A 14,722-nucleotide genomic window follows, 5' to 3' on the forward strand; every position below is an offset into this window, starting at 1 on the left:
TGCGGACTCCCACCTGCTGGAGCTGCCTGATGTCTCATCCTACAAGCCCCGCTGCCAACGCCAGCGCAGACGTGCACACTGTCACCAGACACGGCGTGTGCAACCTCTGCGAGGCCATCTGCGGCCTGACCTTCCAGGTGCAGGGCACGGGGCCGTCGGCGCGCATCATCAGCATCAAGGGCAACGAGGCCGACCCGCTCTCGCGCGGGCACATCTGCCCCAAGGCCGTGGCCCTGAAGGATCTGCACGAAGACCCCGACCGCCTGCGCCAGCCCATGCGCCGCATCACGGTGGACGGCCACACACGGTGGGAGCCCATCGACTGGGAACAAGCCTTCGATCTGGTGGTGGAGGGCCTGGCCCGCGTGCGCGAGCAGCACGGCAGCCACGCCGTGGGCGTGTACCAGGGCAACCCCAATGTGCACAACTGGGGCAACATCACACACGGCCACCTGTTCCTCAGCCAGCTCAAAACCCGCGCGCGCTTTTCGGCCACCTCGGTGGACCAACTGCCCCACCATGTGGTGGCCCAGGCACTCTATGGCCACCAGCTGGCCATCCCCATCCCCGACATCGACCGCACACGCTTCATGCTGGTCCTGGGCGCCAACCCTTTGGCCTCCAACGGCAGCCTGATGACGGTGCCCGATGTGCGTGCGCGCTTCAAGGCGCTCAAGGCCCGCGGCGGCAGGCTGGTGGTGGTGGACCCCCGCCGCACTGAAACCGCCGCCATCGCCGACGAGCACCTGGCCATCGACCCCGGCACCGACGCGGCCTGGCTGCTGTCCCTGATCCACACCCTGTTCGATGAAGACCTGGTGCGCCCCGGCGCCCTGCAGCCCGTGCTGACGCAGATCGACGCCGTGCGCGAGGCCGTGGCCCACTTCACCCCCGAATCCACCGCCACCCACACGGGCATCGATGCGACCACCACGCGCCGTCTGGCGCGCGAGCTGGCCCAGGCCGAGGGCGGCGTGGTCTATGGCCGCATGGGCGTGTCCACCCAGGCCCATGGGGTGGTGTGCCAGTGGGCCATCCAGGTGCTGAACCTGCTCACCGGCCAGATCGACCGCGAAGGCGGCGCCCTGCTGACCAGCCCGGCGCTCAACCTCATCCAGATGAAGCTGATGGGCCCCGGCCACCTGGGCGCCTGGCGCAGCCGGGTGCGTGGTGCGCCCGAGTTCAGCGGCGAGCTGCCCGTGTCGGTGATGGCTGAAGAGATGCTCACACCCGGCAAGGGGCAGATCCGCGCCCTGGTGACGGCCGCCGGCAACCCCGTGCTGTCCACCCCCAATGGCCGCCAGCTGGACGAGGCCCTGGCCGGGCTGGACTTCATGGTGTCCATCGACTTCTACCTGAACGAAACCACGCGCCACGCCCACGTCATCTTGCCGCCCACCTGCTTCGTGGAGCACGACCACTATGACCTGATCTTTTTGCACCTGGCCGTGCACAACGTGAGCCGCTACAGCGAGCCCATCGTGGAACGCGCCCCCGGCACCCTGCACGATTGGGAGATCTACAGCGAGCTGGCCCAGCGCTATGCCCGCCGCATCTGGGCCCTGGAGAAAGGCACGATCAAGCAACGCCTGCAAGGCATGCTGGTGCGCAGCCTGATGCGCCGCCTGCCCCCGCACCGCGTGCTGGACATCGGCCTGCGCCGCAGCCCCACGGCCAAGCAGCAGGGCGTCAGCCTCAAGCGACTGCGCCAGCACCCCGAAGGCCTGGACCTGGGGCCGCTGAAGCCCTCGCTGGTGGCCAGCCTGCAGGCGCGGCGCAAGACCATTGGCCTGATGCCCGCGCTGATCCAGCACGAATTGCCCCACCTGGCGCAGGCCTTCCCGGCGGGTGCCGCCCTTGCCGACACCACCGCGCCCGATGGCCGCACTGCCCTCAAGCTGATCGGCCGGCGCGATGTGCGCACCAACAACTCGTGGATGCACAACAGCGAACGCCTGGTGTCGGGCAAACCGCGTTGCGTGCTGTGGATGAACCCGCACGATGCCGAGCGCCAGTCGCTCAGCGATGGGCAGACGGTGACCGTGGCCTCGCGCGTGGGCCAGGTGCGCGTGCCCCTGCACGTGACACCCGACATCCGCCCCGGCGTGGTCAGCCTGCCGCACGGCTGGGGGCATGACCGCCCTGGCATCGCGCTGCAGGTGGCCCAGGCCCACGCCGGCGCCAGCATCAACGACCTGACGGACGACCGCCTGACCGAGCGGCTCAGTGGCAATGCCGCCTTCAGTGCCGTGCCGGTGTGGGTGCAGGCCGCCTGACACACCTCGTTGCAACTTCCCCCTGTTGGTGGGTCTGCGGGCCCCGTCTGGCGCTTCTAGGATACGGCCCCATATCCATAAACCAGCGGAGGGGCCTTGCCGTCCACGCCACACGCCCTGGGCGCCAGCCGCTCATGGGGCGCAGACCTGTTGTCTCGCCTTGCCTCGACCCTGCACCTTGGGCAGCACACCCGCCTGCTGCAACTGCACACACCCCTGCCTGAAGGCACCCTGGTGCTGGAGCGCTGCCGCATCCACGAAGGCGTGCACGCGCCCGAGCCTCTGTGGGCCGAACTGGACTGCCTGAGCACCAACGCCCACCTGGCACTCAAACACCTGACGGGCGAGCAACTCACCGTGCGCCTCATGCTGGCCGACGGCCAATGGCGCCACTGGCACGGCTACGCCATGCACACCGCCCAACTGGCCAGCGACGGCGGCCTGGCCCGCTACCGCCTGACGCTGGCGGCCTGGACCCACTGGCTGCAACACCGCCGAGACACCCGCGTGTTTCAGGACCGGACGGCCCGCGACATCCTCACCGAGGTGTTCAAGGCCTGGCCCCAGGCGCGGTTTCGGTTTGACGTGGCCCATGACGGCCCCCTGCGCGCCCTGTGCACGCAGTACGCCGAGTCAGACTGGGCATTTGCCCAACGCCTCATGGCGCAGGAGGGCTGGAGTTGGTGTGTGCTGCACGAGGCCGACGAGCACACCGACCAGACCTTCGCCGGCGCACGCGCCGCCCACCACACCCTGCTGATCTTTGACCAGCACGCCAGTGTGGCCGACCTGGGTGACCTGGGCGAACTGCGCTACAGCCGCCCCGACATGCGGCAAAACGACGGGTGGGTGCAAGACACCCTGACCGCCTGGAGCGTGGGCCAGCGCCTGGTGCCCAATGCCGTCACCCTGGGGGCGTGGGACGAGCGCCAACTGCAAGGCCTGGCCAGCCAACGCCACAGCACCCTGCCCCATGGCAGCGCCCCGGTGCTGGAAACCTACCTGGGCCATGGCGAGCGGCGCCATGCCGACGGCCGCGTGGCCGACGCCCAGCCCGGCAGCCCCGCCCAGGCCGAGCGCCGGGCCGACACCGTGCTGGCCGCCCACGAGTTGGGCCATCGCCAGGTGCAGGCCCAAGGAGGCGTGCGCCCGATGGCACCTGCACAGCGTTTTGCCATCACCGGTCACCACCTGTACGAAGGCCAACCCCTGGAGGCCCGCCAGTTCACCGTCATCCACATCAGCCACGAGGCGGCCAACAACCTGGGGGCGCAGGCCGCTGAACTGCTGTCGCAGCCGGATCTGGGGCAAGGCAGCTACCGCAACCGGTTCACGGCCGTGCCCGCCAGCACCCGCCTGGTGCCACCGAACAGCCTGCAGGCCATCGTGGCCCCCACCGCACCCGGCCCCCAGATCGCCACCGTGGTGGCGGCAGCGGGCGAGCCCCTGCACACCGACCGCGATGGGCGTATCCGCATCCAATTTGCGTGGCAGCGTGGAGCGGCACCCTTGAGTGCGGGCCTGAGCGCGCCTGCGGGCCCGCAAGGCGAAGCCGCCACCCACGCCAGCCATGACGAACGCAGCGGCACCTGGGTGCGCGTGGCCCAGCACCTGGCCGGGCCCAACTGGGGCACCGTCTTCACGCCCCGCGCCGGCAGCGAGGTGATGGTGGACTTCATCGATGGCGACATCGACCGCCCCGTCGTCATCGGCCAGCTGCACCACGGCCAACACGAGCTACCCTGGCCCGCCGGGGTGGACACTGGCGCCAACCACGGCGGCACGATCTCAGGCTGGCACAGCAGCCACCTGGACGGCAGCGGCGCCAACCAGTGGCTGATCGACGACGCCACCGGCCAGCTGCGCATGCGCCTGGCCAGCCACGGCAGCCAGACCGGCCACAGCGAGCTCAGCCTGGGCCACCTCATCCAGCACAGCGCCCAAGGCGGCGCGGGTCACGCGCAGCGCGGCACCTGGCTGGGCAGCGGGTTCTATGGCGCCACCGATGGCTGGGCCATCGTGCGCGCCGCAGGCGGCCTGCTGCTCAGCACCAGCACCCGCCCGGTCCAAGGCGCCAGCGTGGCCAGCACCCAGATGGATGCGGCCGAGGCCGTGGCCCAGCTCAAGGGCGCGCAGCAACTGGGCGAGGCCCTCAGCCAAAGCGCTCGCCAGCAAGGCGCCCAGGGCCTGCCCAGCCATGATGCACAACAGGCCCTGCAGCGCCATGCCGAGGCCATGAGCCCACAGGCGCAGGGCAAGTTCGACGGCGCCGTCAACGGCCAGCCCGCCACCAAGGCCCAGCCCGGCAGCCGGGAGGGCCAGGACCCGGTCGAACGCTTCGCGCAGCCGCTCATCCACCTCGACACCCCGGTGGCCGCCAGCTTCGTCACGCCTGACCAGATCAGCCTGTTCAGCGGCCAAAGCACCAGTCTGACCGCGCAAAGCGACGCCCACCTCACCGCCGCCCACACCCTGAGCGCCGTCAGCGGTCAAACCACCAGCCTCTACACCCACTCAGGCGGCATCAAGGCCATCACCGCCAACGCCGCCCTCAGCCTGCGCGCCCACACCGATGCCCAGCAGATCTGGTCCGAACAAGACCTGACCGTGCAAAGCACCACCAGCGAGATCCGCATCCAGGCCAGCAAGAGCATCACCCTGACCGCAGGCCAAAGCCAGATCGAGCTCAAGGGCGGCAACATCACGTTCACGTGTCCGGGCAACTTCATCGCCAAGGCCAGTGCGCACAACTGGGCCGGGCCAGGGAATGGGGCGGCGAGTTTGACGGCCCTGCCAGACTCCAGGGTAAAGCTCTTCAACCGTCAGGCGAAGCTGGTAAACGACCTTACTGGTGAGCCGATGGCGGGAGTGCCTTACAAAGCAACGACTCCAGAAGGAGATGTTCATTACGGAACGACCGATGAAAATGGGCTGACAATGCTGGTGCCAACGATCAACCCACAGAGTATTGAATTCCACTGGGGAGTCACAGCAAACAGCAAAGGAGGCGCGTGATGCCTCCATCAAAGATTTTTAGAACTGAGACTCAGGAGCCCGGCGGCACGGCACCTGTTAGCAGACTGAAGCCGAACTCAGAAATTCATATACTTATCGGCGGCCCCTACACAGCGGGCCGAGAAGAACACAGGTATGGGCATGTGGCAGTTCGTGTTAAAACACCTGGGACTGACACAACCTATGATTTCGGCCGCTACGGCAGAGTTACAGGCGATTTTGGCGCAGAAGGAGAGGGTATTTTGCGCGTATGGCTTAACTTCACAGACTATATTTCAGGAGAAAACAGCTTAAAACGAAAAACAACTGGTTTCGTTTTCTCTGCGTTTGAAGAACAATCGCAAGCTGTAAACACACATTTTCGCGACCTGATTAGAAGCAGCAAACCAAGGACTGAATTAGAGCGGGGTCGCAGTGCGCTAAAAATTTACCAGCTCCCAAGAAATTACCACGCACTCTCCTACAACTGTACGACATTGAGCTTGGATGGAGTCAAGGCGGGGATGCCAAATTTTGAAAATGGGGGCGCGGCATTCATTGACCCCGCTGCCGTTCTCTCAATGACAGAATTGCTGGCGATGAAAACCATCGGAGGAGGAACCCCAAGCAGGCTATTCCTGCCAGCAAACTTAGAGAAATTTTTATCCACCAAGCCAGCAGTCAAGCCGACTAGGGTGGATGTCTACGGCGCTGTAAAATGAAGGCTTCAAGCTTCTTTGGAATGATCGCAGTCGCAACCATTGCGGCATCGGCAGGATATTTTTCTAGGGCAATGATGAGCAACGAAAATCCACCAATGATGCACAAACTTAAGGCGCCACTCATGCTTTCAGGCGGCGCCGCATCAAAACACCATTACCTACTCCCAGCCGGCACAACCTTGTACTACGATCAAGCCTTCCCAGAGGGGTTCGTGAGATACAAGATCTATGTCAACGTGGAAGGCACCTCTCTAGATGTTGCGCCACCAACCGACAAGTTTTGGCTAGATCCTTTGGTCGCCTTCCCCGTCGGCAAGGAACAATTGAAGAAATTGACTGAAGACTATCCAATCACAAAGGACGAACTCAGGGAAATACTCGCATCTGGCACCTTGTCAAAAGACGAAATCCGCAACCTGCTTGAGGAGTTTTCAAGGTAAGCTTTTGCTCAGAAGAGAGGCAGCGAGGTAATGATGGACTTCATTGATGGCGACATCGACCGCCCTGTCGTCATCGGCCCGGACTATCAAATCGGTTGGCTCGGCAAATGGGATCGGATCACAATCCCTGGTGCGATCACCCCGGCAACGCTGCAACCCATCTACAAGGACGATCTGATCGACTTGCTGAAGGTCATGAAGCTGAACACCGAGGATGTCAAGGCCATCATCGCCGCGGCTCAGTTCAGTGACGCAGACCGACGCGAGATCAAAGAGCTTCTGAGCGCGCCGTGAGGATCCCTGAGGGCCCCGATGCTGAACGGCCCCATTCACCTAGTGGGGCGCACCGCCCCTACATTCAGGGAACGCCCCCGGCATTTGAGATGATGTCCTCCATGACACCATCCTCCGCCTCCTGGCTCGCCACCGCCGACACCCTGCTGCGCCCCCGCTACAGCGAGCCGCATCGCGCGTATCACAACACCGCGCATGTCGAGGCCTTGCTGGGGCATCTGCACACCCACCAACACCGCACGCAAGATCCGCTGGCCATCGCACTGGCCATCTGGTTTCACGATGCCATCTATGACCCCCTGCGCGGGGACAACGAAGAGCGCAGCGCCCTCCTGGCGCACGACACCCTGAGTGCCTGGGGATGCAGTGAGGCCCTGGTGCGCTCGGTGGCAGCCAAGGTGCGCGCCACGGCCGGGCACACATGGACCGATGGCGACCCCGACACCGCCTTGTTCCTGGATCTGGACTTGTCGATATTGGCGGCTGAGCCCGAGGTGTACCAGCGCTACACCGAGCAGATTGCCCACGAGTACGCCTGGGTGCCGCCGGAGATGTACCGGGCTCGCCGCGCGGCGGTGCTGCAAGATTTTTTGAACCGGCCCACGCTGTACTTCACGCCGGCCCTGCGCGCCTTGTGGGAGACCCCTGCGCGACTCAACCTGCAACGTGAACTGAACCACTTGGTGAATCAACCGGCTGCAGATTCCTGAGCGGCTGGCCCCTGAGCCAAGCAGAGTGATCACCCCAGGCACAATCGCCCCCATGAGCACCGCCCGTGAAGAAATCGCCCACACCGCCGCCCGCCTGGTGGTCGAGGAAGGCCTGGAGTACGGCCCGGCCAAACGCCGGGCGATCAAGCAATTGGGCCTGAGCACGCGCGCAGAGCTGCCCGACAACGACTTGCTGGAAGACGCCGTGCGCGAGTACCTCTCGCTGTTCTGCGCCGACACCCAGCCGGGTGAGCTGCGGGCGCTGCGCGAGGCTGCGGTGGTGTGGATGGAGCGGCTGGCCGAGTTTCGGCCACACCTCACGGGTGCGGTGTGGCGGGGCACGGCCACGCGGCTCAATGACATCCACTTGCAGCTGTACTGCGATGACAGCAAATCGGCGGAAATCCTGCTGCTCAACAAGGGCATTGACTACGACGTGGGCAGCGCCCCCGGTCCGCGCGGCAGCATGGTGGACCGATTGAGCCTGACCATCCCCTGCCCAGCCTTGGGTGAGCCCGTGGGGCTGCACCTGAGCATCCTGGACGCCGACGACCTGCGTGGCGCGCTGAAACCAGACGCCCGTGGGCGCAGCGAACGGGGTGATCTGGCCGCCCTGCAACGATTGCTGAACGAGGACGCCGCATGAGCACCGACCACCCCACCCCGGCCGAAGAGTCGGTGTCGCCCAGCCGGGGGCGTCGGGCATGGCTGGTTCTGGCGGGCGCCGGTGCGGCCGCCGCCGGTGGCTGGCTGGCATGGCGCGCCCAGGGTGGCGCAGGCCCCCTGCCTGCCAAAGGCGAGCCCTCTGACCTGCCCGGCGATCCCCTGCCCGAGGGTTTCTGGGATCTGAGCTTCGATCAACCTGACGGCAAGCCCCTGGACTGGAAGGGGCTGCAAGGCCAGGGGTTCATCCTGAACTTCTGGGCCACCTGGTGCCCGCCCTGCGTGCGCGAGATGCCCGAACTGGACCGCGTGCACGCCGCCTTGCTGCCGCGTGGCTGGCGGGTGGTGGGGCTGGCGGTGGATGGGCCGACACCGGTGCGCGAATTTCTGGGCAAAGTCAGGGTAGGATTCGCCACCGGATTGGCAGGCTTTGGCGGCACCGAACTTGCCAAGGCCCTGGGCAACACCGCCGGCGGTTTGCCTTTCACGGTGCTGGTGGATGCCCAAGGCCGCATCCGCCAACGCAAGATGGGCGAGACCCACCATGACGAATTGATGGCCTGGGTGGACGGCGTGGAGGCGCCCGACACCAAAAAGCTTTGATTTGCAGCCAAAAACGGCTAAAATCACTTTACTTACAACTTCTTGGCCTGTTTTTTGCCTGTCGATGAGTTCGCTCACCTTCCTGGCAATCAACATCAGGGCCCGGAACCCATGCAGATCCTTGTCCTCCACGGCCCCAACCTGAACCTGCTCGGCACCCGAGAACCCCAGGTCTATGGGGCCGCCACCCTGGATCAGATCAACGCCGGTCTGGTCGCTGCAGCCGCCCAACGGGGGGCCACGCTGTCGGCCTTTCAGAGCAACCACGAAGGGGCGCTGATCGACCGCGTGCACGCCGCACGCACCGACGGCACCCAGTTCATCCTCATCAACCCGGGGGCCTACACGCACACCAGCGTGGCCCTGCGCGACGCCCTGGCGGGCGTGGCCATTCCCTTCATCGAGGTGCACCTGTCAAACGTGCACCGTCGCGAGCCCTTCCGACACCACTCCTACTTCTCTGATCTTGCCGAAGGCGTGATCGTGGGATTGGGTGCCCATGGCTATCGCCTGGCACTGGAAGCGGCCATTGAACGCCTGGGGGCGCCGCCCCCGAACGTGGCCGGCTGACGCGGTTTCAACCAAACCGCCCCCACGCCGACCTCACCCCACGAGCCACCCGCTCGCCTGCATCGCTGGAGTAACCTCATCATGGACCTGCGCAAACTCAAGACCCTGATCGACCTCGTGTCCGAATCCAACGTCTCCGAACTGGAGATCACCGAGGCCGATGGCAAGGTGCGCATCGTCAAGGCCGGCGCCCAGCCGGTGGTGTATGCGCAGCCCATGGCCGCAGCCGCCCCTGTCGCTGCTGCTGGCGTGGCCGCCGCTGCCCCGGGTGCGCCCGCTGGCGCCGTCGCGGCACCTGCCGAAGCACCGGCTGAAACCGGCCATGTGGTCAAGTCGCCCATGGTGGGCACCTTCTACCGCGCCTCCAGCCCGGGCGCCAAGGCCTTTGCCGAAGTCGGCGACCAGGTGAAGGCCGGCCAACCGGTGTGCATCATCGAAGCGATGAAGATCATGAACGAGATCGAGTCGGACATCGATGGCACCATCACCAAGATCCTGGTCGAGAACGGCCAGCCTGTGGAATACGGCCAGCCCCTGTTCATCGTTGAGTAAGCGGGGTCTTCCATGTTCAAGAAGATCCTGATCGCCAACCGTGGAGAGATCGCCCTGCGCATCCAGCGCGCCTGTCGCGAGATGGGCATCCAGTCGGTGGTCGTCTACTCCGAGGCCGACCGCGACGCCAAGTACGTCAAGCTGGCCGACGAGGCCGTGTGCATCGGCCCGGCGCCGTCGGCCCAGAGCTATCTGCACATGCCGGCCATCATCTCGGCGGCCGAGGTCACCGATGCCGAGGCCATCCACCCCGGATACGGCTTCCTGTCCGAGAATGCCGACTTCGCCGAGCGCGTCGAGCAATCGGGCTTCACCTTCATCGGCCCCACGCCCGAATCCATCCGCATCATGGGCGACAAGGTCTCAGCCAAGCAGGCCATGATCAAGTCGGGTGTGCCCTGCGTGCCCGGCTCGGAAGGCGCCCTGCCCGATGACCCCAAAGAGATCATCCGCACCGCGCGCGCCGTGGGCTACCCCGTGATCATCAAGGCCGCCGGCGGTGGCGGTGGTCGCGGCATGCGGGTGGTGCACACCGAGGCTGCGCTGATCCACGCCGTGCAGACCACCAAGGCCGAAGCCGGTGCCGCCTTTGGCAACCCCGAGGTCTACATGGAGAAGTTTCTGGAGCACCCACGCCACGTGGAGATCCAGATCCTGGCCGACACGCACAAAAACGCCGTGTGGCTGGGCGAGCGCGATTGCTCCATGCAGCGTCGCCACCAGAAGATCATCGAAGAAGCACCGGCCCCCGGCATCCCCCGCCGCCTGATCGAGAAGGTGGGCGACCGCTGCGCCGCCGCGTGCAAGAAGATCGGCTACCGCGGCGCGGGCACCTTCGAGTTCCTGTACGAAAACGGCGAGTTCTATTTCATCGAGATGAACACCCGCGTGCAGGTGGAGCACCCCGTCACCGAGATGACCACGGGCATCGACATCGTGCAGATGCAGATCCGTGTGGCGGCGGGCGAGAAACTGCCCTTCACGCAGCGCCAGATCGAGATGCGCGGCCACGCCATCGAGGTGCGCATCAACGCTGAAGACCCGGTGAAGTTCATCCCCTCGCCGGGCCGCATCACCACCTGGCATGCGCCGGGCGGGCCTGGTGTGCGTGTGGATTCGCACGTCTACACCAACTACTTCGTGCCCCCCAACTACGACTCGATGATCGGCAAGGTCATCGTGCACGGCGACACGCGCGAGCAGGCCCTGGCGCGCATGCGCACGGCCCTGTCCGAGACCGTGGTCGAAGGCATCCAGACCAACATCCCGCTGCACCGCGAGCTGATGGTGGACGCCGGCTTTGTGGAAGGCGGCACCGACATCCACTACCTGGAAGCGTGGATGGCCGCGCGCAAACAGCGCTGAGACCACGGGCCCCTCCGTCCACTTGACATGCCTTTGTACGAACTCACCCTGCTGGCCTCCGAGGCCGACGTCGAGATCCTCAGCGACGCGCTGATGGAGGTCGAAGCCCTGTCGGTTTCGGTGGAAGACGCTGACGCCGACACCGAGCACGAAGAAGCCCTGTGGGGCGAGCCGGGCATGCCCGTGCCCCGCGAAGCCTGGCAGCGCTCAACCATCAAGAGCCTGTTCCCGGACGAGGCCGAGGCCCTGGAGGCCGTGACCCTCATCCTGGCGCAGGACTGGGCGGCCGACATCCACGTGCAGGGCATCCAGCCGGTGGACGAGCAGGACTGGGTGCGACTGACACAGTCGCAGTTCCAACCCGTGCCCATCACCAATGAGTTCTGGATCGTGCCCACCTGGCACGAGGTGCCAGCGGGGGCCACCGTGGCCATGCGCCTGGACCCGGGTCTGGCCTTTGGCACCGGCACCCACCCCACGACCCGCATGTGCCTGAAGTGGCTGGCACAGAATGTCCCGTCCTATGGAGGCAAGCCGGTGCTGGATTACGGCTGTGGCTCGGGCATCCTGGCCATTGGCGCACTGCTGCACGGCGCCCGCCACGCCGATGCGGTGGACATCGACCCGGCCGCCGTGGACGCCACCCTGGCCAATGCCGACGCCAACGTGTCGCACCTGAAAAATGACCAGGGCGAGCTGCCCCTGGCCGTGGGCCTGCCCGAGCTGGTGGGCCAGGCGCAAGGCGCATATCCGGTGGTGCTGGCCAACATCCTGGCCACGCCCCTGAAGATGCTCGCCCCCCTGCTGGCCGGGCACGTGGCCCCCGGTGGCCACCTGGTGCTGGCTGGCATCCTGGCCCGCCAGGAAGACGAGCTGAAGGCCGCCTACGCCGAGGCCGGCCTGCAGTTGCAGGTGGCCAACGAGGAAGAAGGCTGGATCCTCATGACGGCGCGCAAGGCGGTCAACGAGCCCGCGACTGTGGCAGCATGACAGGCCTATGAGCCTGGCCACCCGATGCACCCACTGCGGCACGATCTTCAAGGTCGTGCAAGACCAATTGAAGGTCTCTGAAGGCTGGGTGCGCTGTGGCCGCTGCAACGAGGTGTTCAACGCCCTGCCGGCCTTGTTCGACCTGGCGTCGGAGGCACCGCCCCCCCGGCCATCCACCCCCTCACCGACGCCGCCCGCCTTTGGCGCCGTGGCCCGACAGCCCACCAAGGCAGACCTGCTGGCGGACGCCCCGCTGAACCTGGGCGCCCCCCGGGCGACCCCCAAGGACGACTTTGACCTCGACACCTCGGTGTCCCTGAGGGACGTGCCAGCGGCGGTGCAGCCCGGCGGCGTGTTCGTGCAGCACACGGACGACGTCGCCGCCCCCGGCCCGGACAGCGTGCCCATGACCTACGAGGCCGACGCCCTGGAGTCGCGCTATCTGTTGCCGTCCAGCAGTCGCAGCCGCAAGGCCCCGGTGCGCCGCACACAGGGCCCCGAGTTTGCCGACGCCGAGTTCCCCATGGACGCCTGGCTGGACGCCGAAGACGACTGGTCGCTGGACGTGCCGCCACTGCCCAGCACGGCCCCCCCCTCGCTGGCGCGAGGCCACGCGGCCCCAGCGTCTGAGCCCGGGCCATCGGCGCCCGCCGCCCTCCCCCCTCACACTGACGAGACCACGCCATCCGGTCTGAGCGTGGCCGAGCGTGCACTGGCTGCACTGGCCACCTTGCCCAGCGCCCCGCCTGAGTCCGCACCTGAGCCTGAGCCTGAGCCCGTGGCCGCGTCGACGCCCAGCAAGGCCCTGCCCCCATCGGAGACACCGCCAGCACCGCCGCCCATGCCGGCCGACGCCCCCGCCGCTGACGACCTCATCAGCACGGTACCGTCGCGGTTTGCTGACGACGACGAGCGGCCACCGCACGCCGAAGACCAGCGCCCCACCACCGCCATCGCCCCGGCGCTGACCGAGGCTGAGTTGCTCGCGCGGCACCAGCGTCAGGCCCGCCAGAAAAGCCGGCGACCGCAGGCCGACACCCCCGAGTTCATCCGGCAGGCCGAACGACAAGCCCTGTGGCGCAATCCCGGTGTGCGCGGCGTGCTGACCGGCCTGTGCCTGGCCCTGTCGCTCACGCTGGCCGCTCAGGTCGCCCACCAGCAACGCGACTGGCTGGCCGCCCACCTGCCGGCCAGCAAACCCTGGCTGACCCAATGGTGCAGCCTGGCGGGCTGCGAGCTTCGGCTGTTGAAAGGCCTGGACCAGCTGCAGGTGGACCACGCAGCATTGGTGCGGGCCGAATCAGAAGGTCCCGATCGATACCGCCTGACCCTGGTGGTGCGCAACCTGGCACGCACCGAGCTGGCCTGGCCAGCCGTCGACCTGGTGCTCAATGACGCCAATGGCGTGGTGATGGCACGCCGCACCCTGCGGGTGAACGATGCCGACTGGCTGGCCGAAGCCCCTGTGCGCGCCACCACTGGCGTGCGCCCCCCGGCGGCCGTGGGCCCCGCTGCCCTGGGCACCCTGAGCTGGTCGCTGCAACTGGACGACCTCACCCCGGCTGGCTACACCGCCGAGCTGTTCTACCCACCCGATCACCCCTGATCTGAAAGTGCACCCATGTCTGTCTTGATCTGCGGCTCGCTCGCCTTCGACACCATCACCACCTTCCCGGGCCGCTTTGCGCAACAGATCCTGCCCGAGCAAGTGCACATACTCAACGTGTCGTTCCTGGTGCCGTCCATGCGCAAGGAGTTTGGCGGGTGCGCGGGCAACATCGCCTACAGCCTCAAGCAGCTCGGTGGCGAGCCCCTGATCATGGCCGCGCTGGGCAAGGACGGCGCGTTGTACCGCACCCACCTCGAACACCTGGGCATCAGTCAACGGCATGTGCTGACGGTGGACGACGACTACACCGCGCAAGCCATCATCATCACCGACCAGGACAACAACCAGATCACGGCCTTTCACCCGGGCGCCATGGGGCAGGCCCACCGCCTGACCATCGAAGCCGACCCCGACATCGACATGGCGATCGTGGCCCCGGATGGCCGCGACGCCATGATCCAGCATGCCGAGCAACTGCAAGCCGCCGGCATCCCCTTCGTCTTCGATCCGGGTCAGGGTCTGCCCATGTTCGATGGTACCGAGCTGAGCCGCTTCGTGTCGCAAGCCACCTGGGTGGCGGTGAACGACTACGAGGGCAAGATGCTGGCCGACCGCACAGGGCAAAGCCTCGTCGAGATTTCCAAGGCCCCCCACCTCAAGGGCCTGATCGAGACCCTGGGGGCCGACGGCTGTCATGTGTACATCCAGGGCGAAAAAACACACGTGCCCGGGGTGCAGGCGGCGGCCGTGGTCGACCCCACCGGCTGTGGTGACGCTTTCCGCGGCGGACTGCTGTACGGCCTGTCGAAAGGCTGGGACCTGGTCAAGGCCGTGCAACTGGGCAACCGCATGGGCGCCCTGAAGATCGCCGTGGCGGGGCCACAAAACTACACGCTGGACGGCTCGGTGCTGGTGTTGTGAGGGCGTGGTGAAG

General features: G+C 66.3%; 14 protein-coding genes. All 14 read left to right on the plus strand.

Annotated features, from left to right (window positions below; translation table 11 throughout):
• The first annotated feature begins 29 nt into the window (after window positions 1–29).
• Entirely contained in the window at window positions 30–2,276 is a 2,247-nt protein-coding gene (locus WNB94_RS06010; protein ID WP_341389062.1) for a molybdopterin-dependent oxidoreductase, read from the plus strand.
• 96 nt (window positions 2,277–2,372) lie between these two features.
• Window positions 2,373–5,291, plus strand: coding sequence for a type VI secretion system Vgr family protein (locus tag WNB94_RS06015; RefSeq protein WP_341389063.1), 2,919 nt, complete (start codon window positions 2,373–2,375; stop codon window positions 5,289–5,291).
• A complete protein-coding gene (locus tag WNB94_RS06020; RefSeq protein ID WP_341389064.1) occupies window positions 5,291–5,992 on the plus strand; it encodes a hypothetical protein in 702 nt (233 codons plus the stop codon). The genes WNB94_RS06015 and WNB94_RS06020 overlap by 1 nt, the downstream gene beginning before the upstream one ends.
• Window positions 5,989–6,432 carry a hypothetical protein gene (locus tag WNB94_RS06025; protein WP_341389066.1) on the plus strand — a complete coding sequence of 148 codons (444 nt, stop codon included), beginning with the start codon at window positions 5,989–5,991 and terminating at the stop codon, window positions 6,430–6,432. The genes WNB94_RS06020 and WNB94_RS06025 overlap by 4 nt, the downstream gene beginning before the upstream one ends.
• A gap of 30 nt (window positions 6,433–6,462) precedes the next feature.
• Window positions 6,463–6,726, plus strand: a complete 264-nt coding sequence (locus WNB94_RS06030) for a hypothetical protein (protein WP_341389067.1) — start codon at window positions 6,463–6,465, stop codon at window positions 6,724–6,726.
• A 101-nt stretch (window positions 6,727–6,827) separates the two neighbouring features.
• Entirely contained in the window at window positions 6,828–7,436 is a 609-nt protein-coding gene (locus WNB94_RS06035) for an HD domain-containing protein (RefSeq protein ID WP_341389069.1), read from the plus strand.
• 52 nt (window positions 7,437–7,488) lie between these two features.
• Window positions 7,489–8,082 (plus strand): hypothetical protein, encoded by a 594-nt coding sequence (locus tag WNB94_RS06040; protein ID WP_341389070.1) that lies wholly within the window; start codon window positions 7,489–7,491, stop codon window positions 8,080–8,082.
• The gene (locus tag WNB94_RS06045) at window positions 8,079–8,702 is read left to right on the plus strand and encodes a TlpA family protein disulfide reductase (protein ID WP_341389071.1); all 624 of its coding nucleotides are present in this window, start codon (window positions 8,079–8,081) and stop codon (window positions 8,700–8,702) included. Before WNB94_RS06040 ends, WNB94_RS06045 begins: the two co-directional genes overlap by 4 nt.
• 111 nt (window positions 8,703–8,813) lie before the next feature.
• Window positions 8,814–9,272 carry a type II 3-dehydroquinate dehydratase gene (gene aroQ / locus WNB94_RS06050; RefSeq protein ID WP_341389072.1) on the plus strand — a complete coding sequence of 153 codons (459 nt, stop codon included), beginning with the start codon at window positions 8,814–8,816 and terminating at the stop codon, window positions 9,270–9,272.
• Window positions 9,273–9,353: 81 nt separating this feature from the next.
• Window positions 9,354–9,824: an acetyl-CoA carboxylase biotin carboxyl carrier protein gene (gene accB, locus WNB94_RS06055; protein WP_341389073.1), complete on the plus strand. Its 471-nt coding sequence runs from the start codon at window positions 9,354–9,356 to the stop codon at window positions 9,822–9,824.
• 12 nt (window positions 9,825–9,836) lie between these two features.
• Window positions 9,837–11,189 (plus strand): acetyl-CoA carboxylase biotin carboxylase subunit, encoded by a 1,353-nt coding sequence (gene accC, locus WNB94_RS06060; protein WP_341389074.1) that lies wholly within the window; start codon window positions 9,837–9,839, stop codon window positions 11,187–11,189.
• Window positions 11,190–11,222: 33 nt separating this feature from the next.
• Window positions 11,223–12,179, plus strand: coding sequence for a 50S ribosomal protein L11 methyltransferase (gene prmA / locus WNB94_RS06065; RefSeq protein ID WP_341389960.1), 957 nt, complete (start codon window positions 11,223–11,225; stop codon window positions 12,177–12,179).
• 7 nt (window positions 12,180–12,186) lie between these two features.
• Window positions 12,187–13,785: a zinc-ribbon and DUF3426 domain-containing protein gene (locus WNB94_RS06070; RefSeq protein WP_341389075.1), complete on the plus strand. Its 1,599-nt coding sequence runs from the start codon at window positions 12,187–12,189 to the stop codon at window positions 13,783–13,785.
• A 15-nt stretch (window positions 13,786–13,800) separates the two neighbouring features.
• Window positions 13,801–14,709 carry a carbohydrate kinase family protein gene (locus tag WNB94_RS06075; protein WP_341389077.1) on the plus strand — a complete coding sequence of 303 codons (909 nt, stop codon included), beginning with the start codon at window positions 13,801–13,803 and terminating at the stop codon, window positions 14,707–14,709.
• Window positions 14,710–14,722 lie beyond the last annotated feature (13 nt).

Origin of the sequence: Aquabacterium sp. A3 (assembly GCF_038069945.1) — a bacterium.
In the GTDB taxonomy this organism is placed as follows: Bacteria; Pseudomonadota; Gammaproteobacteria; order Burkholderiales; family Burkholderiaceae_C; genus Aquabacterium.

Excerpts from the sequence above, each read along its gene's own strand:
- WNB94_RS06010 (WP_341389062.1), top strand. The coding sequence starts at position 30 with ATGTCTCATCCTACAAGCCCCGCTGCCAACGCCAGCGCAGACGTGCAC.
- WNB94_RS06020 (WP_341389064.1), top strand. The coding sequence starts at position 5,291 with ATGCCTCCATCAAAGATTTTTAGAACTGAGACTCAGGAGCCCGGCGGC.
- WNB94_RS06025 (WP_341389066.1), top strand. The coding sequence starts at position 5,989 with ATGAAGGCTTCAAGCTTCTTTGGAATGATCGCAGTCGCAACCATTGCG.
- WNB94_RS06030 (WP_341389067.1), top strand. The coding sequence starts at position 6,463 with ATGATGGACTTCATTGATGGCGACATCGACCGCCCTGTCGTCATCGGC.
- WNB94_RS06035 (WP_341389069.1), top strand. The coding sequence starts at position 6,828 with ATGACACCATCCTCCGCCTCCTGGCTCGCCACCGCCGACACCCTGCTG.
- WNB94_RS06040 (WP_341389070.1), top strand. The coding sequence starts at position 7,489 with ATGAGCACCGCCCGTGAAGAAATCGCCCACACCGCCGCCCGCCTGGTG.
- WNB94_RS06045 (WP_341389071.1), top strand. The coding sequence starts at position 8,079 with ATGAGCACCGACCACCCCACCCCGGCCGAAGAGTCGGTGTCGCCCAGC.
- aroQ (WP_341389072.1), top strand. The coding sequence starts at position 8,814 with ATGCAGATCCTTGTCCTCCACGGCCCCAACCTGAACCTGCTCGGCACC.
- accB (WP_341389073.1), top strand. The coding sequence starts at position 9,354 with ATGGACCTGCGCAAACTCAAGACCCTGATCGACCTCGTGTCCGAATCC.
- accC (WP_341389074.1), top strand. The coding sequence starts at position 9,837 with ATGTTCAAGAAGATCCTGATCGCCAACCGTGGAGAGATCGCCCTGCGC.
- WNB94_RS06070 (WP_341389075.1), top strand. The coding sequence starts at position 12,187 with ATGAGCCTGGCCACCCGATGCACCCACTGCGGCACGATCTTCAAGGTC.
- WNB94_RS06075 (WP_341389077.1), top strand. The coding sequence starts at position 13,801 with ATGTCTGTCTTGATCTGCGGCTCGCTCGCCTTCGACACCATCACCACC.